The sequence below is a fragment of the Lysinibacillus sp. FW301-JW8 genome (genome assembly GCF_058788755.1).
Genome location: NZ_JBYTBB010000003.1, coordinates 79,436 through 103,174, shown reverse-complemented (window position 1 = coordinate 103,174; position 23,739 = coordinate 79,436). Strand labels below are relative to the sequence as shown.

The following is a 23,739-nucleotide window of genomic DNA, read 5'->3' as shown; positions in this document are numbered from 1 at the left end:
GGCTTCATCAACGCACATGAATAATTAGATTATTCAAAATTATATTGATAATACGTCAACCTGTCAACAGGAGGATGACGAAAAGAAGAAAAACTTGTAAAATAGAATGAATTGTTATTCACTAGTAGTACAAAAGGGGGAAACAACTTTGTCTATATACAAAATAGAAATACCAACACCCTATGAAGTAGGAGATGTCAATGCATTTGTTGTTAAGGGCGATGCACTAACACTCTTTGATGTTGGACCAAAAACAATGGAAGCCTATGACGCATTGAAATGGGGGATTCGAGCAGCAGGCTACGAATTAAGGGATATTGAACAGGTAGTTCTCACTCACCACCATCCGGACCATGCAGGTTGGGTAGATGCCTTTCCACATGCAGAAATTTTGGGGCATGCCTATAACGATAAGTGGCTTCGTCATGACGAGGAGTTTTTACAATATCATGAACGGTTTTATAGTGAACGCTTATTTGAGCATGGCGTTCCTCAGGAATACATCCAGCCGAGTGTACATGTACGTCGTGAATTAGAGCTTGTTGGTGAACGACCATTAACACAAATTCTAGGTGATGGGGATGAGGTGCCTGGTCATCCAGGATTAAAGGCGATTGAAACATTAGGTCATGCACAAAGCCACTTAATCTTCTGGGATGAAAAAACGCATCATGTGATTGGTGGGGATTTATTGCTCGAGAAAATTACACCGAATCCATTAATTGAACCGCCATTGGATCGCACATTAGGACGTGCAAAATCATTACTTCAATATAATGAATCACTTGAAATTTTACGACAATTGCCAGTAAAAATGATGCATACTGGACATGGTGGAGAATTAGAGAATATCCCTTTATTAATCGATAAACGTCTAGAACGTCAGCATCAGCAATCAATGAAGGTATTAGAATTATTAGGTGAAGATCAACTAACGGTTGTTCAAGTCACAATGCGCCTATATCCTGCTATTTTTCAGCGTAAACTAGGTTTGACCCTGTCCAAAACACTAGGACATTTAGACTATTTAGAAGCTAATCATTATATTACATCTACGAAAACTGAAGAAGGTATTTATGTATTTAAAAGAAAGTAGGTGTTTGCATGGCTGATAAAAAGACGATCTTCGTTACGGGTGCCACAAGCGGAGTAGGGTTGAAAATTACAGAATTATTAGTAGCACAGGGTCATACAGTATATGCAACAGGGCGAAATGCAGCTGCATTAAAAGTATTAGAACGCTTAGGTGCGAATGTGATCCAAGCTGATTTAACAAATTTAACGACTATTGATGAAGTTTGCGTCCAGCTACCACCTCTTGACGTGGCGATACTCTCCGCGGGGATAGGTAAATTTGGAATCGCACCTGCATTACCTGATGAGGCTATTTCCCAAATGGTGAACTTGAATGTTAGTGTGCCAATGTATTTGGCCAAGAGATTAGCATTGCCAATGATACAGCGCCAGCAGGGGCATCTTATTTTCATTGGCTCACAGGCAGGGAAGGTAGCGACACCAAAAGCTAGCGTTTATGCTGCAACAAAGCATGCTATAGTCGGTTTTACCAATGGACTTCGTATGGAACTAGCGCCTTATCATATTAAAGTGACAGCGATACATCCGGGTCCAATTGATACACCATTTTTAGATAAGGCGAGTGATGAAAGCGGCTATCGAGCTTCGTTAGGAAGATTTTTATTAACAGCAGAAGAAGTAGCTCAGGCTACGATTAAAACGATTGAACGCCCTGTTCGAGAGGTGAATTTACCAAAAATTATGGGATTATCCAGCAAGCTATATGCTATGGCTCCTGCAACCATTGAGTACTTAGGTAAATCATTTTTCAATAAAAAATAGCAGGGATTAAACTGTAACCATTCTCAAAAAAGCAGGAGAGAGTGTTTACAGTTTTTTATTTAAAGTATCAGATAGTTTCTATATGGTTCAGGTGAAATGGTTGTAAAATATAAAACTAACCTGTGCCAGGAGCTCCAAAATAGATTTAATTAATCCCTCTATTTTTTCTAATGCATCTAATAATTCAAAGAATAATTGATTACTAATGAATGAGTTCTATTTTAGCTTTCATTTAATGCGTGAATGAGAGGGGCGCTAAATAATTTACAGTCATGTTAAAGTTAGTTATGTATAATAAATACAATAAGTTGGAAAAGGTGTGGAAATATGCAGTCAAAGAACACTCTTTGTGTTTGTGGATCAGGGAAAAAGTTTAAAATGTGTTGCATGAATAAACAGATTATTGAAATTCAAGACTCACATTTTAATCCTCCCAATATAGATGCAGCAAGAAAAGAGTTACATCGTAATATTCATTCTCAATTATTTGAAAATATTCTTCAAGAACATCAAGGTATGGTTGGATTAAATTTACCAAGTGGGTTACGCTCGCTTGTTTTATACCGAATGCATCAAATACTCCAAGAATTGAAGGAAACTGTGCCGAATGATTCGAAAATCAAGGCTTACTTAGCTGAGATTTATTGGATTTTCTATAATGGTCAAAAAGATTATAAAGACAGCATTCAAAAAATAGCAAAGCTGTCAGATACAAAACAATTAATGATTGTTGAAAGTGAACATTTAAGTGACCAAGCAGTTGAAATTATATATGAACAGACAGCTGGTGCTATTTTATTAGACTATGCATTTAAAACAGTTGATTACGGTGCATTTAAAGTACTTATTCAATTCTGTATTCAATTTTTACAACTTTCAGCACACCAGATTCCTGTATTTAATCATGTACGGTTATACGTAGGAACAGAGGATGAACTTGAAGATTTTGAGCTGTTGCAAACAAATTCAGTTTTTTCAAATATTTATTTTGAAATGATTGCAAGTGATACTATCTATAATGAATTACAAATTGCAAAATTAAATTACATGGGCTTAAGTGATGATTCATTAAAAGCCATTGCAACTGCTATTGCTTCAGAAAAAACATTAAATACTAACCCCGAATATATTTCATATACGGGGATGTGTATGAGTTACTTTGGCGTTATAGAAGACGAACTACGAAGAATGGTATATAACAAGATGCTTAAGCTTCAAAACAAAAAAATTATGTGGGCAGAGTTAACAGGAATATTACCACAAATAAAGTTACCTATATTAGAACAAATGTACCCGCAATATATTGATCAAATGAAAAAATTTAATCCACTACGTAACTTAGCTGCACATGGGAAACGTATTTCTACAGAAGAGTTTTCTAATTTAAAAAAATTTTTATTTGAGGAGAACTTCTTAATATATCTATCTTGGCAAGTTAATGAAGAGGTTCCTACAAAAATGTTAGATAACCTTGTCGAAGGAACAATAGATGTTTCAAAAACTAGTATTACTGTTGACGAGACCACTTTAGTGAAGAGTGAACAAGAAAATAAAAAAGCACAGAACATAAAAAAGAAACAGGATCATGAAGCATTACTCAAACAATATGAAAATGAAATATTTACATTGTTTAAGTTCCCACAAAAAACTCTTACTATTTCTATTCATGATTTATTGAATGAAAAAGTAATTCATCAAATTATACAAACACATAATGATGCAGATATAGCACTGTTGGAATTAGCAAGGAATTTTGAAGATTTCGATTTGTTACGTGCAAATTGTGCTTCGTTAAGTCGAGCAGGTTTGTTTATAGCAAATCTGATTTTGGGTGAATGCCTAATTAATAAGGGCAATAAAGAAGAAATCCAAGAAGGAATTCGAATTTTAGAAAAGCTAGAAGCTACAGATAATACAACTGCAGTTAACTTTTTAATACTATATTACAGTCGTATCATGAAGGTAGAAACAGACGAGGACCAAACTTTACAAATTGAGAAAATAAAATATTATGCTAATCGTCATGTACAACTAGGGAATGAACTCGGATATGCATACCTAGCAGATATTTATCTTTATGAAGACAAATTTGAAAAAGCTTTAGAATATGCGCAAAAATCCCTAAAAACAAATGACCCTGTAGCGTATCAAACAATTGGAAAAATCTTATTAGCTAGGGGGCACAATATAGACCAAGCTATTGATTATTTGAAAAAGTCACTAGCACAACAAGAATATTATTCTACAGCATTACTATTATGTGAGGCAGCTTTACATGATACGATACGAGACATTGAATTGGCTGAAAAATGCTTATATCTAGCGTTGGATTTATTTAAACCAGATGACTTCAAGGAAACAAAGACTCTTGCTATAAACTTTGAAGAATTGGCTGGGGCAATAAAAAAATATAAAACAATAGATTCTTCTGCAATTCAAAAATTGAAGACAATCCAAGCAACTTATTTACAAAATAATTAAGTAGATAAAAAAACTAGTTAATCGTACATGTCCTACTGACGCTACGTTAGCACTACGCTTTCGCGCAAAAAACATCTGTTGGTCTAAAGCCCCAGCCGGATGTCACGGATTTTGAAGAGGAGCTTTTCGAGTGAGCTCGAAAAAATCTGGAAGCAAGCGTAATTGATAGACCATCTCACCTGCTCAAAATCAACGTTTGAGCAGATCTATTTTATGCCCATGTCGGCACAAACGGGTCTGCTTTTTTGTGCTGGTCTACCAATTGAATGGTGAGTTCGTGTGGAAGAAATACTGGTATTTCATCAAGAACTACATTATAGAACTATTGTATAATTTTGGTTAACCAACATATGTGTTTAAAAGTATCCGATAGATTAATACGGATTAGGTGAAATTCTGTATAGTAAAGGAGAGCATGATGTACACAATTGGACAGGTAGCGAAATTTTTAGGCGTTTCAAGAGATACTTTAAAGTTTTATGAGGAAAAGGAGTTAGTAAAGCCAAAGCAAAATAGTGAGAACGGGTATAGAGAGTATAATCGTTTTGATATATATGATATAACAACAGTTAATTTCTATCGGGAAATGGATATTGAAATTAAAAAAATTCAAGAATTAAGAAAAGGCAAGAGCATTGAGGACATACAATCACTATTCAAGGAGAAAATGCAGGAGGTTATTGAAGAAATCGAGTATAAAAAATTGCTAGTAAAAAAACTTCATATTGTTCAAGAAGATTGCGAAAAAGTTAAAAAATTTCTGGGCACATACACCATCAAAGAAATGAAGCCGATAGAGGTAAAGGGAGAAATTGAGCATCATACTGCATATGATAAATATGAAATTATAAAGGACAACATAGATAATTTAAAACAAGCAGTGACACTTACCTCTTTAAGGAGGGTCATTCAATTCAATGAAGAAGGTATGCAAGAAGAGAAATTTATCATTGTAAGAAAAGTAGAGGACTTTGATACAGAAATAGCAGGTGAAATTATATCCTATCCAAAATGTCTGTATACAGTTATTGAAGATGGAAGATGGTCAACTGGTGGAAAAAATACGGACCATAAAGTCGAGGCTAGTATAAAAAAAGCTGCCAAAGAAAATGACTATGAACTTTTGGGACTAGTGTATATAAATCAATTACTTACTACTTATGAAGATGGCTTAGAACGTGTCTTTTTAGAAATTTATGTACCTATTAAGTGAAGGTGATTTCCGTTCCAGACTACTAGAAATATCAATACTGAGTTAGGCGAGAGATTTTTTTGTCGAATACATTATGAAATCTTTGTTTTGAATCGGGGATTGCTGAATAGATGAGAATATGTGCATGATTGACTAGTATTTATGCTAGATAAAAGACTGTTTGTACTTAATAGAATGCCCATTACAGGCTTGTTAATATGAATGCTTACTTTCCTGTGGCAAGGTATCTGTATAAAAGCGTAGAGAAAGCAACAACTTATTCTAAATGCTTCTGCCACAGAGCAATCATATGTATAGTTTCATTGACATAAGATCTTTTTCAAAACATGAACCATCCACCGACGATAATGGTAGATGGTTTTTTTGTAGCTTTTAAGAATTAGTAAAGCTATTTAAACATTTAATAATTGAAGGTAATTCAGACAAATCATGAACGATGGCATCTGCTTCGACACTGTCCCAATGTATATCCTTTTTCCAAATGCCCTTCATCCCTACATTTTGAGCACCTTTGACATCATGCTCGGGATGATCTCCCATAAAAATGCATTCATGAGGGGAAACATCAAGCTTTTCTAAGGCTCTATTGAATATTTGAGGGTTTGGCTTTTTAATGCCTTCCCATTCAGATACAATTATCACATCAAAATACTTCTCAATCTCTAAAGCTCTCACATTATCCATCTGAAATTGTCCGTAACCATTCGTAACTATCCCTAAAACAAGATTGTCACCTTTCAATGCCTCTAACATGCTAATAAGATTAGGAAAGCCAACACAGTTATTTTTGAACTCATTTATCTTCATTCAGCAGAAGACTCCCATCTCTACAGGTGGAGAGATGAATGCGGTTTTGGTTCCTTTTCAGTGGGTGTTCAGACACCTACTGAATGAAGATAAAGCCTCTGGCGGATGTCACGGATTTTGAATTGTGCTGGCACAATTCAAAATCCGGACGCAATTACGCCAAGGCGAAATTGATTAATCTAGAAGAAGCTCTTCCCAGGTTATAGTGACAATTGAAAATTCATCAACTAATTGCTAGTATACTTTATCTTTCCAAACGTATCCTCGGTTATCTAATTGGATAAAACGTGATATATACCCTTCTTTTGAAATAGAATTTAATCGATTATGCAATCGGTCATATTGCTTTTCAATAAATTTTTTGACAGATTCATCTCTATCTAACAAAGTTCCATCTAAATCAAATAATGCAGCTTTAATCACCTATGACACTCTCCTAACGATAGTTGTTCTTAATACTATTAATACATAAAAATCCAGGTTTTAGCATCCTTTTTAAGTAACTATTTTATTTTTTAGACCTTTTCTATGTATTGACCTGTGGGTAACTCCTAGGTTTAAGCTGAAGGTATTCGTAATTTGATGCACGAAATACTTAGTTTGAAAGGGGAAAATTCATGAGTAAAGAAAAGAAATTAAAAAAACCAATAGCAAGTTTTATCCTACTAACCAATCTCATCTTCTTGCCACTTTTTTGTCTTGTGGGAGCCATTAAGTTATTAGGTTTGCCTGCATGGTTATTTGTTATAGTACATTGTATTTCATCATGGGCCTCAACCTTTGCATTTGCTATGCTTTTTAAGAAAATCTATCCTGGTCAGAGTTTTATACAATTTGTAAAAAATAAATTCAAACATAAAATTAAAGTTTCTGTGTTGCTTTCTGTAAGTACAATTCAAGCTCTTATCTTTTTGATGATAGTATTGATCGTCGTAAGCAAGGGTGAAGTAGACTCAATTTTCACTTTATCCTCATGGGGTATGCTGCTCTATTACTTTTTGAAAACACTACTGTCAGGACCATTAGGTGAAGAATTAGGATGGAGGGGCTTCGCGCTCATGGAGCTCCAAAAGAAGTATTCACCATTAAAAGCGTCTATCATCATAGGATTCTGGTGGGGGCTGTGGCATCTACCCATATGGTTTACTACAGGATTTATGGGCATTGATTTAATGAAGTATATTTTATTCTTTATGATTTCAATTAAATCCACAACAATCCTCATGGCAACATTTTATAATTTAAATCAAAATTTAATTATTCCGATTATCATCCATCATAACTTTAATTTTTTTATTGGCATCATAAACGGAAATCTAAGCGATTTAATTCTGTATAACGCTATTTTTTATGGAATAGCCGCAATTTTAATCATCATTATCAATCCAAAGAAGGTGTTGTATGGTAGGCATGAGAGAAGCCTTCTTAATGGAAAGCATACTGTAATTTAGGTCAGAGGCTGTACAGCTATAACTAAAACCATCCTTAATGTGGGCACTGAAAAAGTTCATAACTTAAATTAGGTAATTAAAGGTACGATTAAATCGGATATTTAACTGCTAGTAAAGGAGATAGAAAAAGACAACTTCTTGTTGAAATCGAACAAAAGGTTGTCTTTTTCTAAAGGTTTCATAAAAACTTTAAGGTTTTCAGTGCTTTCTGTCATGGTGGTAAGCCTTTTTAGAATTCCTTTTTATTGACAAAATAATTTATTTTAATTAATATTTAAGTTAACTAAAATATTAAGGTTGGTAAAGATGAATAATAAAATTAAGCAAATTATTGGTGACATTCATCATTATACGTATGAAATGAATGTAAAATTAGCGAAAGCACAAGAAGCTCTATTTAAAGATGATTTATCGATGAAACAAACGATGGTACTTGATTTTGTACATAAGCATGCAAAGTGTACAATGGGCGAAATAGCTCACTATATGGAAATTACTCCGAGTGCAATCAGTCAAATTGTGACTCGACTTGAAAAAGAAAACTATCTTAAACGTGACATTAATCCAAACAATCGTCGGGAAGTAGTGGTAATGTTGGATGAATTCGGACATGCTTATTATCAACGTGATGAACAAATTAACGAGCTTATTATTAAAAAGATTTATAGCAAAATGCCTGTGGAAGATTTAGAACAACTGCGTAACTTAATTCAGCGGTTGTATCAAATTACTGAGGAGGAAATATCAAATGGATTGGAATAAAGTAAAAGTACAACTTGAAAATACGTTTAATGGTACGGTGTTACTTGCACAAGACGAGAAAATTTTATTACAAGGTGCCTATGGCGAAGCTTCAATTCAAACACATGCATCTATGCATCTTCATCAACGTTTTAACTTAGCTTCTGTATCAAAACCTATTACAGCATTAGGAATCTTACTTTTAATACAAGAAAAGAAAATAACATTCGATGATGATATTAACAAATGGTTCGATAATTTGCCCTACACAAATATAACAGTACGTCACTTATTACAACATACATCAGGTTTGCCTGATTATATGGCATTATTTTCGAATTGGGATGAAACAACAGCTGCCTCAAATGAAGACGTGTTACAACTATTAACTCAATATGCACCACCTCGGCTCTTTGAAGCAGGGGAACGAATGGAATATAGCAACACGGGTTATGTCTTACTAGCTCTATTAATCGAGCGTGTGACCAATAAAAGTTTTACTGAATACTTGGATGAAGCTATTTTTAAACCGTTAAATATGATGAATACAACTGTAACGTCTTCTACTTTTATCAAACAATATACGAATGAAATTGCACATGGCTATGTGTTTGATGTGTATGCAGGACAATATGTGGACCCATCAGAATTTGAAGAAACGAAAGGTACTACTTGTTTGAATTATATTACTGGCGATGGTGGGATCTATTCTACAGTAGAGGATTTATGGAAATTAGGGTGTGCAGTTATTCAGGCAAGGCTTTGGGAAGAAGCTTTACTTGAGCAAGCCTTTACTCCCTCATCTCTTACAGCAGAACAAACTTTTTCTTACGGTATGGGCTGGATTATAAACGAGGATGAACAACTTGGAAAATGTGTATGGCATAACGGTGGATGGCCAGGGTATGCAACTACATATAAAATTTATCCGCAATCTAAGACGATCTTTGTATTTTTACGCAGTAAAGAGCAAGAAGTGGACTATGAATTAGCTGTCGGTGAAGCAATTGAAAAAGCACTTACGACTCATGAATTTCATTTATCGAAAAAACCTGTGCAATATAAAGCTATGCATTTACTAGTCGATACTTTACAGGGCTATGAAGGTAAATACCAACTACAAGAACATCCCGAACATACAGTAGAAGTAGCCTTACAAGAAGATAATCGCTTGTATATTTTCCTACCATCTACAATGCCACTTGAGCTACATGCGATAAAAGAAGATGAATTTTTCTTACGTGGTATAGGTGTTCTAGTGACGATAAAGCAAAACAAACTAACTATTATCAGTGAAGGACAAACAACAATCGCTAATAAAATAAACGCACCAAAACTTAATGAAAATAACATATCTTTGTAATTACAAACTGTCTGAAAGAATTCATTTTACACAATGGGTTCTTTTTCTATTCCCTTTAATAATGTATACATCCATATAGAAAGTAAAAAATCATTTTTTTGAGTAAAAATATACATAGATTGTACAACGGCTTTAAGTATTGAAATGACTTACTTTTTACAATAAACATTAATGTCTAGAAATTTATAAAAATACACTTGTGTTTATTTTTATAACGTGTTACTATTCGTGTATAAACTTTTATATGAATGTATAAACATACATATCTCATAGATTAATTGGAGGCGCATTTTTAATGGCAAATAAGAAAGTAGTATTAGCATACTCAGGTGGTCTTGATACTTCTGTAGCAATTCCGTGGTTAAAAGAACAAGGTTGGGACGTTATTGCAGTATGTCTTGACGTGGGTGAAGGGAAAGATCTTGAGTTTATTAAAAATAAAGCTCTTCAAGTAGGGGCAATTGAATCTTATATGGTAGATGCAAAGGATGAATTCGCTGAAGGTTATGCATTGATTTCATTACAAGCACATACTTGGTATGAACAAAAATATCCATTAGTATCAGCGCTTTCTCGTCCATTAATCTCGAAAAAGTTAGTGGAAATTGCCAACCAAGTGGGTGCGGACGCAGTAGCTCATGGTTGTACAGGAAAAGGAAATGACCAAGTTCGTTTCGAGGTTTCTATTAAAGCATTAAATCCAGATTTAGAGGTATTAGCACCTGTACGTGAATGGGGCTGGAGCCGTGATGAGGAAATCGAATATGCAATGAAACATAATGTGCCGATTCCTGCAACATTAGATTCACCTTTCTCAATTGACCAAAACTTATGGGGTCGTGCCAACGAAGCGGGAATCATGGAAGATCCATGGGTTTCACCGCCAGAAGAAGCTTACGGTTTAACTGTTTCTGTTGAAAATGCTCCAGATGAAGCAGAATATGTAGAAATCGAATTTGTGGCTGGTAAACCAGTTGCATTAAACGGAAAAGAAATGAAGCTTGCTGATTTAATTCAAGAACTAAACGCAGTAGCTGGTGCCCATGGTGTTGGTCGTATTGACCATGTAGAAAACCGTTTAGTGGGTATTAAATCTCGTGAAGTATATGAAATTCCTGGAGCAAAAGTGCTGTTAACGGCTCATAAAGAGCTTGAAGATTTAACACTTGTAAAAGAATTAGCACACTTCAAGCCAGTTATTGAGAAAAAACTATCTGAATTAATTTATGATGGTTTATGGTTCTCACCATTACGTGATGCACTTGAAGCATTCCTTGCACAATCACAGCAGTATGTGAATGGTACAGTACGTGTGAAACTATACAAAGGTCATGCGATTGTAGAAGGACGTAAATCGCCAAATTCACTATACAGTGAAAAGCTAGCAACATACTCAAAAGAAGATCAATTCAACCACGCTTCAGCAGTAGGCTTTATCGAATTATGGGGTCTGCCAACAGTAGTGAACTCTTCTGTCAATAAAAAATAATTTTAACAAGCAAGGTGTAGTGTAGCAATGCGCTGTGCTACACCTTTTAACTTGCTTACAGCAATGTGCTCAAAATCGCTGAAAGAGTGAACTCAGGCTAAGAATTTTATAAAACGCCTGAGAGACCAACATCATGCTGCTGACGCTTTGCTATCGCGAAAAAACGTTTGTTGGTCTAAAGCCTTCGGACGCAATTAGAAGCATAATTGATAAAGAAATAAAGGAAAAGGTGAGCTGTTATGACAAAACTTTGGGGCGGACGTTTCCAAAAATCAGCCGAAGCATGGGTGGATGAATTCGGCGCATCGATTGGCTTTGACCAACAGCTTGTTCTAGAAGACCTAGAAGGTAGCGTTGCACATGTTACGATGCTTGGTGCAACAGGTATTTTACCAGCAGCTGACGTAGATGCTATTCTTGGCGGTCTTGCACAGCTAAAGGAAAAGGCAATTGCAGATGAGCTTGAATTTACTGTTGCTAATGAAGATATCCATTTAAATCTTGAAAAAATGCTGATTGACTTAATTGGCCCTGTAGGCGGAAAGCTTCACACAGGTCGTAGCCGAAATGATCAAGTAGCTACTGATATGCATATTTTCTTAAAGAAACGTGTTAATGAAGCCCTTGGATTAATTGAAACTTTCCAAAAAACATTACTTGAAAAAGCTGAGGAGCATGTAGAAACAATTGCTCCAGGCTATACACATCTACAACGTGCACAGCCAATTTCATTTGCACATCATATAATGGCCTATTTCTGGATGCTAGAGCGCGACAAACAACGTTTCACAGAATCGATTAAGCGCATTGATATCCTACCTTTAGGGGCAGGTGCCATGGCTGGGACAACTTTCCCAATCGATCGATTAAAATCAGCAGAGCTTTTAGGCTTTAGTGAGGTTTATGCAAACTCCATGGATGCGGTAAGTGATCGTGATTTTATCGTTGAATTTTTAAGCAATTCATCATTATTAATGGCGCATTTATCACGCTTTGCAGAGGAAATTATTTTATGGTCAACAGATGAATTTAAATTTATCGAGTTGGATGATGCCTTTTCAACAGGTTCTTCCATTATGCCACAAAAGAAAAACCCTGATATGGCTGAGTTAATCCGTGGAAAAACAGGACGTGTTTATGGAAACCTAATGGGCTTACTAACGGTTCTAAAGGGCACGCCATTAACATACAACAAAGATATGCAGGAGGATAAAGAAGGTATGTTTGATACAGTTCATACCATTCTTGGCTCACTAAAAATCTTTGAAGGTATGATTCGCACGATGACTGTTAAGACAGAGCGCTTGCATCAGGCAGTACATGCTGACTTCTCCAATGCGACGGAGCTAGCAGATTACCTTGCAACAAAGGGTATGCCTTTCCGTGAGGCACATGAAGTAACTGGAAAGCTTGTGTTCACTTGTATTCAAAAGGGCATCTATTTATTAGATTTATCACTTGAAGACATGAAACAAGAAAGTGAACTAATTGAAGCAGATATTTACGATGTGTTAGCACCAGAAGCGGCAGTTCGACGTCGTCATTCTTTAGGTGGTACTGGCTTTGATCAGGTAAAAATTCAAATCGACAAAGCAAAGGCCTGCCTTACTTAAATCCAATTTTGCGTGCATGTCCCTGTGACTTTTGCATAGATATTCATTAAAGCTGTCCCGTGAGGCACTATGAAAAAACTACTTCCTTTTTCAACGGAGCCAGAGGGTGAAGTGAAAAAGAGACCCTTACATATGTGAAGGACAATCCCCAATTCTGGAGACGCGGAATTGGGGTTTTTGTATAAGGAAATACAATGATTATCTTTTGGGGGGATTGGAAATGAATGATCGTTTTAAAAAGGGGTTAGAAACAATTAAGCAATATGTTACGGAGCAAGAAGCAGACCAAATGATTGAATCAGATGCACTGGCTGACGTAGCACCAGATTTACGTAAAATGATTATTGAATTTGCCTACGGTGTTGTCTATTCGCGTCCAGGACTAGATGCTAAAAGCCGAGCACTCGTTGTTATTACCGCAGTGGTAACACAAGGCGCTGCACCACAAACAAAAACACATATAAAACGTGGCTTACATGCTGGCTTAACACAGACAGAAATTGTGGAAGCCTTATTACAGCTAGTGCCTTATATTGGCTTCCCGCGTGTTCAAAATGCATTAACTATTGCACAACAAGTTTTTAAAGAAAAGGCTTAAAGCAACTTTTTTGCTACAATAAAATGTAGATTTCATGAATAAATAGTTCATATGTGGCTCATATTAAGAACGGAAACACTTATTAATCTAATCTGATGAGGAGGATGTAGAATGAGTAGTCAAACACCCAAAGACCAGGAATCTCAGGAAAGTCCGCCACAACTGTATCAGGTGAGCTTCTAAAACTTAAGTAATAGGTGAGGCAGAAAATTCTGTTTTGTTGTAGCTTAAGATGAAGCAAAAAACAATACAGATAAAAATCAAATAGAAGCCATAAGTGTCCAAGGATCCAGAATTATTCTGGGTCCTTTTTTTTATTGTAATTTGACTTTAATTAAAAACTGTATTACCCTATGTATGACAGATTTCTGTTTGGTGATAAGTGATACAGATTGGAGGAATAAGATGCAAATACAATTAGATCCAAGCAGTGAATTGCAACTTTATAAACAATTAGCCAATCAATTAATTGAATTAATTGCTAAAGGAGAGCTCAAAAACGGTGATACATTACCATCTGTGCGTACTATGGCTACAGATTTAGGAATTAATGTTAGTACAGTGAGTAAGAGTTATCATGAACTTGAAGAAAAAGGCTTGATAGAATTAAAGCCAAAAGCAAAAGCGATCATTATTGGTGGCCAAAAGCGAGAGCTAGAAGAAGTCGAAGTTGAAAAAGTAGAAAATGCTTTAAAGCCGATTATGGCTGAAGCGTTTGCACGGGGTCTTGAAAAAGATCAAATGTCAAGTTTGTTCCAGCGAATTTTAAAACAATGGAAGTAGGGATAATATGCTTTTACTATTAAGCATCTTTATCATAGTTGGGGTAGTGGGATCAATTACACCACATTTGACGAGAAAAACATCGGTGTTTGGTGTTTCCATTCCAGAGCCCTACGTACAGCACCCACAATTACGTTTATTTAAAATGCACTACAGCATGTTGGTAGGAAGCATAGCAGGAGTACTTGTTTTTGGCCAAGTTTTTTTACTGTTTATGCACATACAAGAAGAAAAATTTAGTTTATTAACCTTTATCCTACTTTACGTCACGCAACTTTTATCAGCTGGTCTCTATATGTTTTATCATATGAAAACTAAACACCTAAAAAAACAAAAAAATTGGGAAGCCCATGTGAAAACTGTTTATGTCACGGATCTTTCGGTAAGGGAAAAAAATGCAACGCTTTCATCTATATTTTTTACATTTCCTATTATTATGACATTAGCATTAATAACCTTTACATACATGAACTATGATTCCATCCCAGACACGTTTGTAACCCATTGGAATGCAGCGGGTGAAGTAGACGGTTGGACAGAAAAAACATGGATATCTGTTATTGAATCGCCGCTTATTTTACTAGGAATCCAAATTAACTTTTTCATCATGAGTAGAGGTATGATGAGTGCCAAAATACAATTGAGTGCCCAAGCGAAAGAAGCGTCTGTCAATAGAGAGCTAAAACAGCGTAAATATGGAAGCTGGTATTTCGTTGCAATTAATTTTAGTATGACCATTCTTCTAGTTATCTTACATTACTCGACGGTGATTTTCAAAAATCAAGCAGCTTCTTACTTTTTCCCACTTTTTATGATGTTTAATATCATTTCATTTGGTGGACTAATATTCTTTATTTGGAAGTTAAGTAAAAGTAATGAACGCTTTGATGAATTACATACAAACGAAACTTCTGCAAGTGATGATCGATATTGGAAATTAGGCATTTTTTACATCACTAAAAATGATCCTTCATTTTTAGCAAAAAAAATTTGGTATTGGTTGGACCGTGAATCTTGCGAATAAATGGAGTTATATCATTGTACTCGTCATATTCTTGCCGATTTTATTAATCATTTTTATATAGGGGGGAGATTGTATGAAAAAGCTTTTATTTCTTTGCTGCGCACTCTTATTAGTAACAGCCTGCGCTCAGAAGGAAAATAACACAAAAGGATCAGAAACTAAAGGAGGACATGACATGAACACATTATTTATTGGAAAATGGGAAGGAAATATCGAGACGCCAAATGGAGCACTTCCGATTATTGTTGATTTGCAAGAGGATAGTGGAACATTATCAGTTCCTGTACAAGGATTATCCAATTATCCATTTCAGAACATTCAATATAATGGCGATCAAGTAAAGGTTTCTATCAACTTAAGTGGCTCGGCTGTTGAAATTAACGGGACATTAAAAGATGAGCAAATTGAAGCAACATTTCAACAAAATGGTGGGAAATTGCCACTGATATTAAAACCCTATAAAGAACAACCTAAACAACCTGTTACGTATGAAACATTGAAAATTCCCGTTCAAAATGGTGAGTTAACAGTGGCCCTTCAAAAGGCTAGTAAAGAGCCATCTCCAGTTGCTCTTATTATAGCAGGCTCTGGTCCAACTGATAAGGATGGTAATTCTGCTATAGCTGGTAAAAATAATAGTTTAAAAATGATTGCGGAAGGATTGGCCGATGAGGGCATCGCAACAGTTCGCTATGATAAACGTGGACTTGACGATAATATGTCCCTTTTAACAAAGGAAGAGGATATTACCATTGATCAATATGTGGATGATGCGGTTCAAGTGATTAATACTCTATTGGCTGATAAAGCTTATACAAGTGTTCATATTATTGGTCATAGCGAAGGCTCGCTTATCGGTTTACTAGCAGCCCAAAAAACAAATGTAGAATCCTTCGTTTCAATAGCAGGTGCTGGAAGACCAGCAGATGAAATTCTATTAGAGCAATTGAAAGGCCAGTTAGCGCCTGCGCTTCTAAAAGAAACGACAGATGCCCTTACATCCCTGAAAAAAGGTGAACAAGTAAAGAACGTTTCTCCTGAGTTACAGTCATTATTCCGTTCTTCCGTTCAACCATACATGATTTCTTGGTTAAAGTATAACCCTGCAAATGAACTTGCAAAAGTGAATTGCCGCGTTTTACTTATTCAAGGAACGAATGATATTCAAATAGTAGCAACAGATGTAGAAGCGTTAAAGAAAGGTAAACAAGATGCCGAGCTGCATTATATGAAGGACATGAACCATGTGTTGAAAAAGGCCCCAACAGATCGCGCTGGGAATTTAGCAACCTATGCAGACCCTACATTACCGCTACATGAAGAATTGCTACCAGCACTTCAGCAATTTATTAAAAATGAAAAGTAAGACCTAGCTAGATGAAGTTGTACAGTAACTTCATCTAGGTTTTTATATGAGAATCATTATCAATTATTTGAATTTCTGTTAAACTAGTTAAATGACAATGGTTCAAGATAGAAGGAGTGCTTTACCTCGATGAAATTAAGTGATCATATATTTTTGTGGAATCACGCATATATCAAAATTATGGATGTACGCTTTACTATAATGGAGAAAGGGGAGGACTTTGGTCCCTACCGATTGCCATCCAGTGCCTTTCTCTATACAAAGAGAGGCAGTGCACAAATTTGGATGGACAAAAGCAGGCATATGGTACAACCATTTTATGTCCTTCATGCAGGAAAAGGGATACATATAGAGATTGTCGCAGAGAAAGATTTTGAATACTTTATGATTTTCTATAAAGCGATTCTCCCATTACCTAAACGACAAGATATTGAAGCCTTATTGGAAACAAATAATCCATTCCAATACCAGTATGCTTTTGCACCCCATAATCAACTTGCTCTTTTTGACAAAGCTGAGCAGATGAATAGTATTTGGTTACAATCATCTGACAAAGAGCTGAAAAATTTACATATCAAATCATTATTTTATCAATTTGTCTATGAGCTTGTACGGCAGATGCAGACACAGGAAATTCGTCCATTAAAGCCAGATATAGTGGAGGAGGCAGTTCGCTATATAAAAGAAAATTATTATAAACCCCTGACGCTTGAAATATTAGCACAGGAATTAACCTGTAGTGTAGGCTATTTATCAAAGCTATTTAAAGAAAAAATGCATACGAGTCCTATTCATTATTTAGGCGAAATAAGGGTAAATAAGGCAGCGAAATTACTTTTGGAAACAGAAGCTACGTTACAGGAAATTGCAGAGCATGTTGGGTACCCTGATGGACATTCATTGAGTCGTAGCTTTAAACGACATAAGGGCGTATCCCCAGCTCAATATAAAGTAGAATGGAGACAAAAACGGCAAGGTGAAGATTTGCCACTTTGGAAAAGAAGATATGCTATTCTCCCAGATCCATTCGAGTGGTATATTGATGATGAAATTGAAAATCATTATCAACGAAAGGGAGCAATGGAAATGTCGAAGTACAAAAACATGAAATTAAAGGCCATGACCTTGTTTATGTGCCTCTCATTGTTGCTAGCAGCATGCTCAAATGCAACAAATACAAATACTTCACAATCAGCATCAAATCAAGTGGAAACACAAGCAAATAGCGGACAAGAGGCTGTACAGGAAGGTAAAACAAGAATTGTTTCTACACCAAGAGGTGATGTAGAAGTGCCTGCACAACCACAACGAGTAGCCTCAGATCAGTATATGGGACAACTATTAAAGCTAGGTATTATTCCAGTTGGTGTACGAGAAGGGATGTTACAGGAGGCTTGGATTGAAAAATCAGATATTTCTAAAGAGATATTAGCTAAAATAGAGAATTTGGGTAATTTTCCAATGAACCCTGAAAAACTGATTATGTTGGAGCCAGATTTAATTATTGGGTCCATAGAAGAAAATATCGAGCAATATGAAAAGATTGGCACAACAGTCTTTATCCCTTATTGGGAGGAGCTTTCGACTGCAGGGCCATTAGAAAAATTCAGAAGAATTGCAGAAGTATTTGGAAAGGAACGAGAAGCAGACCAGTGGATAGAGGAGTACAAGAACAAGGTTGAGGAAGCTCGTAAACAAATAGATGGTATTATTAAAGAAGGAGAAACCGTTTCAGTCGTTCAATTAAGCCCTACAGGTTTGTATGTGCTAGCTGCTGATGGTGGAAATTATGGTAGTAATACGATTTATCAGATGTTGAAATTACCTCCTACTGAACAAGCGTTAAATATGAAAGAAGGATTTGAAAATATCTCTTTAGAGGTATTGCCACAGTATTTAGGTGATCATGTATTTGTTTATGTAAATTCACAGGAAGATGCCAAAGAAATTTTAAACAGCCCAATTTGGCAGGGAGCTCCTGCTGTTAAAAATGGCAATGTATATATGTATGGTGAATTTGAAGATGAATTTGTCATGGAAGATCCATACTCATTAGAAATGCAGCTTGATAAAATTGTTAAGGTTTTATTGGGAAAAAAGTAAGTTCATTTAAATAATCGTTAAAAATAGACTTGCTAAGCTAAGAGGCAAGTCTATTTTTGTATGCATCCATACTAAATTAGCGCATATTGCCGATAATGGATGATCGACTATCCTGCATTTTCTTCACAAAATTTGTCATTGCATCAAAAGCTTCATTTCGTTTATTGTTCATACTTTGCAGGCGCAGCATATCCATTTGCTGTGAGTTGCTTAGTGTATCGATTTGACCTTTTACTGTTTGAAGCTGCCCATTAATTTCTGCTTGCCTTGCTGTATCAGTTGTAGCTGCTTTTTCTACATTTAATTGGTTAATCTGGTCATTTAAGTTAGCTAGTTGTTCATTTCTTGCTTGAACCTCTGTCAATTGTGTTTGTAATTGGTTCTCTAATAGGTTTGTTCTTTGCTGTTGAACCATTATTAAGGCTGTTTCTAAATCGACAGAAGATAAATCAATGGGAGCCATCCCCTGATTGCCTACTCCTTGAATGGAAGCTGCAGATGATTGGTCTGCTCCTGCAAATAATAAACCAACGGCTAATGTGCTACCAATAACTAATTTTTTCATAGAATATCCTCCTAAAAAATGATCAGGGAAGAATTAAACACTTTTTCTACATTCCCTAAAAAAATAGTTTAGCGTATCAAGGTTAAAATTAGTTTAAAAAAAATTAGGACTTTAGAAGGGAAATTATGAAAAAACGTTCTCGCTTATGATTACCCTCTACATCAAATTTTATTGACAAAGATGATAAGTGCGCTTAGTATTATTGATAAGTGCACTTACTAATTTAAGAATGGGTGAATAATTATGTGGAAATATGAGAATTCGATTATTACTGAAGCTACACCAAAAGCTATTTGGAAGCTATATAGCAATGTTGATAAATGGAAAAAATGGGACGGTAGTATAATGGAAGTGAAAATTGATGGGCCATTTGAAGAAGGTATCACAGGGTATTTAACACTTCTAGGACAGGAACCTTTGCTATTTACGCTTACAGAAGTGAAAGAAAATAAACTTTTCACCAATACAACAATTCTCGAACAGTTAAGCATTAAGATGGATTTTCGTCATGAAATAGAAGTTCTTGGTTTGCAGACAAAGGTGACACATAGTGTAATCCTATCAGGACTGAATGCGGAAATGATTGGGAATCAAATTGGTCCTATGATTACACACGAAATTCCGAGTAGTATGTCCAATTTAAACCAGCTTGCTAGTGGTGATATCTCATGAAGCAAAGATTTTGGATAGGGGTTGTATCAGAAGAACATGTTAAAATAGGTGAAAAAGGTGGGTTTGCACAACTTTGTCATGGAAAATATGCACCTTTAAAGAGAATGAAAGCAGGAGATTGGTTAATATACTATTCGCCAAAAACCAAATATCCAGACGGCAATCCTCTTCAAGCCTTTACTGCTATTGGAACGGTTAAGTCAGGGTACATTTATCGAGTGGAAATGGCTCCTCAATTTATTCCCTACAGGTTGGACATATTGTATCAGCCCTGTCAAAGTATAAGCTTTGCACTTATCAAATCAAAGCTAACATTCGTATCTGAAAACGCCAATGTAGGTTTATTATTTCGTAGAGGACATTTTGAAGTAACTAAACAAGATTTTATGACAATTGCAAATGCAATGGGGGTGGATTTTAGTGGATTGGAAATCGAAGTTTAATGATCCAAAAGAAAGCTCAGGTTTTTTATTATGGCAAGTTACGCAAGCTTGGCAGAGGATGATTATAAAGGAACTGAGCAAGATAGATCTGACACATGTCCAGTTTGTACTATTAACTGCTTGTGATTTTCTACATGTAAATGGTGAGACGGTTACTCAAAAAAAACTTGCGGATTTTACAAAATTAAATAGTATGATGGTTTCAGATGTTGTCAGAACACTTGAGGCTAAAGGATTTATTTGTAGAAACAAAAACCCTTTAGATAAGCGCGAAATACTACTTTCACCAACTGAGGAGGGGTCAAATAAAATTAAAATTGCGTTACCGATTGTTGAAAATACGGATGCCCAATTTTTTAAGCCTATTCACGATAAGCAACATAGTTTTAATGAGGAGCTACTCTCACTGCTATCTCTAAAAGCAGAAGTGGATGAGTGAGAGTTTTAATGTAGAGAAAAATCATTTATGTAAAACCTAATTTGCGTGAGAAATCAATTTGAGAGACGTTGATTTCTCGCGCTTTTTATTTAACAGAAATATACATATTCCAACCTCTTTTATGATACGCTAAACCAACATATTAAAATACAATAAATGGCGGAGGTGAACATAGATGAAAATGAGAAATCAATATACTTGTCCGTTAGAATTAACCCATGATATAACACGAGGAAAATGGAAGCCTATGATTTTATGGCAACTTGCCAAAGGACCTGCATCTCTTTCACAACTTGTTAAAGATATTCAAGGAATTACTCAAAAAATGTTATTAGAGCATCTAAACGATTTAATGGAATTCAACATTATAGAAAAAACCTCTTTTGAAGGTTATCCATTAAAAGTAGAGTATCGTTTAAGCGAGAGAGGTAAAAAACTCTACGAAGCAGTAGAAATTATGCAAAATGTGGGCATTCAATTAATGCAGGAGCATGGAATGGAAGATTTCTTAAGAATGAGGGGATTCATTGAATAAAAAAGATACTTACGAAAAAGTGGGTACTGTTCGATAGTTTCAAAGCTCCGTATACTGTTTCTAGACAGCATTGAATCAGAAAGGAGTATATACTTAAATGAATAATTTACAGAATTCAGTTAACAGGCTGCTAGAACAGCAAAATACGGCATTCGTAGGCTCCATCGATCATGAGGGGTTTCCTCAAGTGAAGGCCATGCTTGCACCACGCGTAAGGGAGGGCTTTCATACTTTTTATTTTACAACGAATACGTCCTCTATGCGGGTAGCCCAATTCCGGAATGAACAAAGGGCAAGCATTTACTTTTGCGATCAAAAGCGTTTTGAAGGGGTAATGTTCAAGGGAACTATGGAAGTGTTAGAGGATCTGGCATCTAAGGAGTTAATCTGGCAAGATGGCGATACACTGTATTATCCACTTGGTGTAACGGATCCTGATTACTGTGTATTAAAATTTACCTGCTTGTCTGGAAGATACTATAACAATTTTTCTTCCAAAACCTTTGAAGTGTAATGGAGTAGAAAATTCTTGGTTTCACAATATGTTAGAAGCTATGAAGTCTGCACAAGCGTGTGGGCTTTTTTTAATGCTTCTTCCTATTGAACGTGAAGGATTGAGTGCGTAATGGTGATAGAAAAAACTTTTTTTGTTTTTTAAAAAATAAAATGAACTTTTCATGATCCCTGTTTGTATAGTAAGTGAAATACAAAATAGGGAGGTTATATTTTGGAACTTATTGTAAAGGATATTGTGAAAAAATTTAATGGTGTAAACGTATTGAACGGTGTTTCAGCTACATTTAAATGGGGCCACTGCTATTTATTGCTTGGCCAAAATGGAGCGGGGAAATCTACATTATCAAAGTGTATAGCAGGCGATCTAAAATCAGATAAGGGTACTATGCAAATCCAGGGTTCGTCCGTTAATGTACACGAGCAGGTAGCGCTGCAATATCAATTTTTTTCAAGCTATCAGCATCTTAAAATTCGTGAAGTGATTGCTCTTTTTACTACATTGACAAACAATAGGATTGATTTGGGTGAGCTATATGAAATATTAGGGTTACCAACGTATGATCATATTTTGTTGAAAAATGCGTCAGGCGGTCAGCGAAAAGCAGTATCCATCTTTCTTTCTTTTTTATTAAATAAACCAATCATTATATTAGATGAGCCATTTGCTGATTTAGATTTAACAAAGAAAAAGCAATTGATGTTTTACCTACAGCAGGAAATTAGTCAGCGTAATAAATTGCTCATTATTATTAGTCATGAGGTGGCAGGATTAGAGCCATTATTTGATTATGTTGTCATCTTGAAAGAGGGTAAAATCATTGAAAATGCTACACAAGATGAGCTCTATAATAAATATACTGACGCAAGATTGCCAGGAATTGAAGGTCTTTATTACGAAGCGACAGGTCAAATTTTAGGAGGAAAAGCAGGATGATCAAGCAAATTGCACGTATGTATATGTTGGAAAGTATTCGTAACCCAGGAATGGCTATTGGAAATTTGTTACCAGGATTTATGTTTATGATCGTATCATTTTTTGCTAAAACCGTGATGACTGAAGAATCATTTAATTTTTTGATTAAAGGTCAGTTTTTACCGATTTCTATAATAATGCTAATCTTTTTCTTTTCTTTTTCTAGTGCTACAATTTATTTAGCAGATATGAAAGCCAATAAAACCCTACAATGGGTGCAGCGTACAGGCATTAAGCCACACACTTACTATATAGGGATGGGAATTGGTGTCTTTACATTATTAAATCTATTTTTAGTGTTACTACTCACTGGTTATTCATTTATAATTGATATTTCTTTATCATCATTTCTGTTAGTTATTTTAATGAGTAATTTTGTATTAGTGGCAATGTATCCATTGAGCTTTATATTGGCAGGTCTATTCAAAAATGAAAAAGTGGCAACAAGTATGCTTGTACCGATTATGATGTTATTTATGTTTTCCATACAAATGTCAACGATGTTTTTAACATTAGCGAAAAAAAACCCCCAGGATTATTTTATTTTCTTAATCTGGAACCCGATGCTATATTTATTTGATAGCTTGCAAGTGTCTTTAAATTTAATAGGAGAAACTTGGCTTCCGCAATATCAGTATTTTATGATTTTAACAATTCTTAGCTTGGTTCTAGCAGCCATCGCTAAAAAAGTATATACCAGTAAGTAG

24 protein-coding genes and 1 pseudogene are annotated in these 23,739 nt (G+C 35.4%); 22 read left to right on the top strand and 3 right to left on the bottom strand.

Translation table 11 applies throughout. The features are described 5' to 3' along the window. The first annotated feature begins 106 nt into the window (after positions 1 to 106). The 4 genes from AC3WOM_RS02255 (at position 107) to AC3WOM_RS02240 (ending at position 5,551) form a co-directional block, all read left to right on the top strand. Complete coding sequence (locus AC3WOM_RS02255; protein ID WP_427548443.1) at positions 107 to 1,096, top strand: MBL fold metallo-hydrolase; 990 nt, start codon at positions 107 to 109, stop codon at positions 1,094 to 1,096. 8 nt (positions 1,097 to 1,104) lie between these two features. Further along, on the top strand, positions 1,105 to 1,857 hold the full coding sequence (locus AC3WOM_RS02250) for an SDR family NAD(P)-dependent oxidoreductase (RefSeq protein WP_427548442.1): 753 nt from the start codon (positions 1,105 to 1,107) through the stop codon (positions 1,855 to 1,857). Between the two features lie 327 nt (positions 1,858 to 2,184). Continuing rightward, the gene (locus AC3WOM_RS02245; RefSeq protein WP_492444701.1) at positions 2,185 to 4,338 is read left to right on the top strand and encodes an SEC-C metal-binding domain-containing protein; all 2,154 of its coding nucleotides are present in this window, start codon (positions 2,185 to 2,187) and stop codon (positions 4,336 to 4,338) included. A 418-nt stretch (positions 4,339 to 4,756) separates the two neighbouring features. Beyond that, positions 4,757 to 5,551, top strand: a complete 795-nt coding sequence (locus AC3WOM_RS02240) for a MerR family transcriptional regulator (RefSeq protein ID WP_492444773.1) — start codon at positions 4,757 to 4,759, stop codon at positions 5,549 to 5,551. Between the two features lie 372 nt (positions 5,552 to 5,923). Here AC3WOM_RS02240 and AC3WOM_RS02235 read toward each other — a convergent pair. Continuing rightward, positions 5,924 to 6,352: pseudogene (locus AC3WOM_RS02235) on the bottom strand (HAD family hydrolase); the annotation flags it as partial. Between the two features lie 240 nt (positions 6,353 to 6,592). Next, entirely contained in the window at positions 6,593 to 6,781 is a 189-nt protein-coding gene (locus tag AC3WOM_RS02230) for an HAD hydrolase-like protein (protein ID WP_492444700.1), read from the bottom strand. 194 nt (positions 6,782 to 6,975) lie between these two features. Here AC3WOM_RS02230 and AC3WOM_RS02225 point away from each other — a divergent pair, with 194 nt between their 5' ends. The 11 genes from AC3WOM_RS02225 to AC3WOM_RS02175 all read left to right on the top strand — a co-directional run bounded on the left by AC3WOM_RS02225 (position 6,976) and on the right by AC3WOM_RS02175 (position 18,889). Beyond that, positions 6,976 to 7,809 (top strand): CPBP family intramembrane glutamic endopeptidase, encoded by an 834-nt coding sequence (locus AC3WOM_RS02225; RefSeq protein WP_492444699.1) that lies wholly within the window; start codon positions 6,976 to 6,978, stop codon positions 7,807 to 7,809. Between the two features lie 306 nt (positions 7,810 to 8,115). Continuing rightward, positions 8,116 to 8,571, top strand: a complete 456-nt coding sequence (locus AC3WOM_RS02220; RefSeq protein WP_427548432.1) for a MarR family winged helix-turn-helix transcriptional regulator — start codon at positions 8,116 to 8,118, stop codon at positions 8,569 to 8,571. Then, positions 8,558 to 9,913 (top strand): serine hydrolase domain-containing protein, encoded by a 1,356-nt coding sequence (locus AC3WOM_RS02215; RefSeq protein WP_492444697.1) that lies wholly within the window; start codon positions 8,558 to 8,560, stop codon positions 9,911 to 9,913. Before AC3WOM_RS02220 ends, AC3WOM_RS02215 begins: the two co-directional genes overlap by 14 nt. Before the next feature lie 295 nt (positions 9,914 to 10,208). Further along, positions 10,209 to 11,402 carry an argininosuccinate synthase gene (locus AC3WOM_RS02210; protein WP_427548428.1) on the top strand — a complete coding sequence of 398 codons (1,194 nt, stop codon included), beginning with the start codon at positions 10,209 to 10,211 and terminating at the stop codon, positions 11,400 to 11,402. Between the two features lie 239 nt (positions 11,403 to 11,641). After that, positions 11,642 to 13,015, top strand: coding sequence for an argininosuccinate lyase (gene argH / locus AC3WOM_RS02205; protein ID WP_492444695.1), 1,374 nt, complete (start codon positions 11,642 to 11,644; stop codon positions 13,013 to 13,015). Positions 13,016 to 13,235: 220 nt separating this feature from the next. Next, complete coding sequence (locus AC3WOM_RS02200; RefSeq protein ID WP_492444693.1) at positions 13,236 to 13,613, top strand: carboxymuconolactone decarboxylase family protein; 378 nt, start codon at positions 13,236 to 13,238, stop codon at positions 13,611 to 13,613. 405 nt (positions 13,614 to 14,018) lie between these two features. Then, positions 14,019 to 14,396 carry a GntR family transcriptional regulator gene (locus AC3WOM_RS02195; RefSeq protein WP_492444692.1) on the top strand — a complete coding sequence of 126 codons (378 nt, stop codon included), beginning with the start codon at positions 14,019 to 14,021 and terminating at the stop codon, positions 14,394 to 14,396. 7 nt (positions 14,397 to 14,403) lie between these two features. Then, positions 14,404 to 15,420, top strand: a complete 1,017-nt coding sequence (locus AC3WOM_RS02190; RefSeq protein WP_492444690.1) for a DUF1648 domain-containing protein — start codon at positions 14,404 to 14,406, stop codon at positions 15,418 to 15,420. Continuing rightward, on the top strand, positions 15,392 to 15,481 hold the full coding sequence (locus AC3WOM_RS02185; RefSeq protein ID WP_492444771.1) for a hypothetical protein: 90 nt from the start codon (positions 15,392 to 15,394) through the stop codon (positions 15,479 to 15,481). The genes AC3WOM_RS02190 and AC3WOM_RS02185 overlap by 29 nt, the downstream gene beginning before the upstream one ends. A gap of 12 nt (positions 15,482 to 15,493) precedes the next feature. Continuing rightward, positions 15,494 to 16,786 carry an alpha/beta hydrolase gene (locus tag AC3WOM_RS02180; protein WP_492444688.1) on the top strand — a complete coding sequence of 431 codons (1,293 nt, stop codon included), beginning with the start codon at positions 15,494 to 15,496 and terminating at the stop codon, positions 16,784 to 16,786. 129 nt (positions 16,787 to 16,915) lie between these two features. Next, positions 16,916 to 18,889: an ABC transporter substrate-binding protein gene (locus AC3WOM_RS02175; RefSeq protein ID WP_492444686.1), complete on the top strand. Its 1,974-nt coding sequence runs from the start codon at positions 16,916 to 16,918 to the stop codon at positions 18,887 to 18,889. A gap of 76 nt (positions 18,890 to 18,965) precedes the next feature. On the opposite strand, the gene AC3WOM_RS02170 is transcribed toward AC3WOM_RS02175, so the two are convergent. Then, positions 18,966 to 19,454, bottom strand: a complete 489-nt coding sequence (locus AC3WOM_RS02170) for a hypothetical protein (RefSeq protein WP_492444685.1) — start codon at positions 19,452 to 19,454, stop codon at positions 18,966 to 18,968. A 243-nt stretch (positions 19,455 to 19,697) separates the two neighbouring features. Here AC3WOM_RS02170 and AC3WOM_RS02165 point away from each other — a divergent pair, with 243 nt between their 5' ends. The 7 genes from AC3WOM_RS02165 (at position 19,698) to AC3WOM_RS02135 (ending at position 23,739) form a co-directional block, all read left to right on the top strand. After that, entirely contained in the window at positions 19,698 to 20,126 is a 429-nt protein-coding gene (locus AC3WOM_RS02165; protein ID WP_492444683.1) for an SRPBCC family protein, read from the top strand. Then, entirely contained in the window at positions 20,123 to 20,569 is a 447-nt protein-coding gene (locus AC3WOM_RS02160) for an EVE domain-containing protein (protein ID WP_427549726.1), read from the top strand. Before AC3WOM_RS02165 ends, AC3WOM_RS02160 begins: the two co-directional genes overlap by 4 nt. Then, complete coding sequence (locus AC3WOM_RS02155; RefSeq protein ID WP_427549728.1) at positions 20,547 to 21,008, top strand: MarR family winged helix-turn-helix transcriptional regulator; 462 nt, start codon at positions 20,547 to 20,549, stop codon at positions 21,006 to 21,008. Before AC3WOM_RS02160 ends, AC3WOM_RS02155 begins: the two co-directional genes overlap by 23 nt. A 175-nt stretch (positions 21,009 to 21,183) precedes the next feature. Then, positions 21,184 to 21,543 (top strand): winged helix-turn-helix transcriptional regulator, encoded by a 360-nt coding sequence (locus AC3WOM_RS02150; RefSeq protein ID WP_427549730.1) that lies wholly within the window; start codon positions 21,184 to 21,186, stop codon positions 21,541 to 21,543. 97 nt (positions 21,544 to 21,640) lie between these two features. After that, on the top strand, positions 21,641 to 22,057 hold the full coding sequence (locus AC3WOM_RS02145) for a pyridoxamine 5'-phosphate oxidase family protein (RefSeq protein WP_427549732.1): 417 nt from the start codon (positions 21,641 to 21,643) through the stop codon (positions 22,055 to 22,057). Between the two features lie 213 nt (positions 22,058 to 22,270). After that, the gene (locus AC3WOM_RS02140; RefSeq protein ID WP_492444680.1) at positions 22,271 to 22,993 is read left to right on the top strand and encodes an ATP-binding cassette domain-containing protein; all 723 of its coding nucleotides are present in this window, start codon (positions 22,271 to 22,273) and stop codon (positions 22,991 to 22,993) included. Beyond that, positions 22,990 to 23,739 carry an ABC transporter permease gene (locus AC3WOM_RS02135; RefSeq protein ID WP_492444678.1) on the top strand — a complete coding sequence of 250 codons (750 nt, stop codon included), beginning with the start codon at positions 22,990 to 22,992 and terminating at the stop codon, positions 23,737 to 23,739. Before AC3WOM_RS02140 ends, AC3WOM_RS02135 begins: the two co-directional genes overlap by 4 nt.

Excerpts from the sequence above, each read along its gene's own strand:
- AC3WOM_RS02255 (WP_427548443.1), top strand. The coding sequence starts at position 107 with ATGAATTGTTATTCACTAGTAGTACAAAAGGGGGAAACAACTTTGTCT.
- AC3WOM_RS02250 (WP_427548442.1), top strand. The coding sequence starts at position 1,105 with ATGGCTGATAAAAAGACGATCTTCGTTACGGGTGCCACAAGCGGAGTA.
- AC3WOM_RS02245 (WP_492444701.1), top strand. The coding sequence starts at position 2,185 with ATGCAGTCAAAGAACACTCTTTGTGTTTGTGGATCAGGGAAAAAGTTT.
- AC3WOM_RS02240 (WP_492444773.1), top strand. The coding sequence starts at position 4,757 with ATGTACACAATTGGACAGGTAGCGAAATTTTTAGGCGTTTCAAGAGAT.
- AC3WOM_RS02225 (WP_492444699.1), top strand. The coding sequence starts at position 6,976 with ATGAGTAAAGAAAAGAAATTAAAAAAACCAATAGCAAGTTTTATCCTA.
- AC3WOM_RS02220 (WP_427548432.1), top strand. The coding sequence starts at position 8,116 with ATGAATAATAAAATTAAGCAAATTATTGGTGACATTCATCATTATACG.
- AC3WOM_RS02215 (WP_492444697.1), top strand. The coding sequence starts at position 8,558 with ATGGATTGGAATAAAGTAAAAGTACAACTTGAAAATACGTTTAATGGT.
- AC3WOM_RS02210 (WP_427548428.1), top strand. The coding sequence starts at position 10,209 with ATGGCAAATAAGAAAGTAGTATTAGCATACTCAGGTGGTCTTGATACT.
- argH (WP_492444695.1), top strand. The coding sequence starts at position 11,642 with ATGACAAAACTTTGGGGCGGACGTTTCCAAAAATCAGCCGAAGCATGG.
- AC3WOM_RS02200 (WP_492444693.1), top strand. The coding sequence starts at position 13,236 with ATGAATGATCGTTTTAAAAAGGGGTTAGAAACAATTAAGCAATATGTT.
- AC3WOM_RS02195 (WP_492444692.1), top strand. The coding sequence starts at position 14,019 with ATGCAAATACAATTAGATCCAAGCAGTGAATTGCAACTTTATAAACAA.
- AC3WOM_RS02190 (WP_492444690.1), top strand. The coding sequence starts at position 14,404 with ATGCTTTTACTATTAAGCATCTTTATCATAGTTGGGGTAGTGGGATCA.
- AC3WOM_RS02180 (WP_492444688.1), top strand. The coding sequence starts at position 15,494 with ATGAAAAAGCTTTTATTTCTTTGCTGCGCACTCTTATTAGTAACAGCC.
- AC3WOM_RS02175 (WP_492444686.1), top strand. The coding sequence starts at position 16,916 with ATGAAATTAAGTGATCATATATTTTTGTGGAATCACGCATATATCAAA.
- AC3WOM_RS02170 (WP_492444685.1), bottom strand. The coding sequence starts at position 19,454 with ATGAAAAAATTAGTTATTGGTAGCACATTAGCCGTTGGTTTATTATTT.
- AC3WOM_RS02165 (WP_492444683.1), top strand. The coding sequence starts at position 19,698 with ATGTGGAAATATGAGAATTCGATTATTACTGAAGCTACACCAAAAGCT.
- AC3WOM_RS02160 (WP_427549726.1), top strand. The coding sequence starts at position 20,123 with ATGAAGCAAAGATTTTGGATAGGGGTTGTATCAGAAGAACATGTTAAA.
- AC3WOM_RS02150 (WP_427549730.1), top strand. The coding sequence starts at position 21,184 with ATGAAAATGAGAAATCAATATACTTGTCCGTTAGAATTAACCCATGAT.
- AC3WOM_RS02145 (WP_427549732.1), top strand. The coding sequence starts at position 21,641 with ATGAATAATTTACAGAATTCAGTTAACAGGCTGCTAGAACAGCAAAAT.
- AC3WOM_RS02135 (WP_492444678.1), top strand. The coding sequence starts at position 22,990 with ATGATCAAGCAAATTGCACGTATGTATATGTTGGAAAGTATTCGTAAC.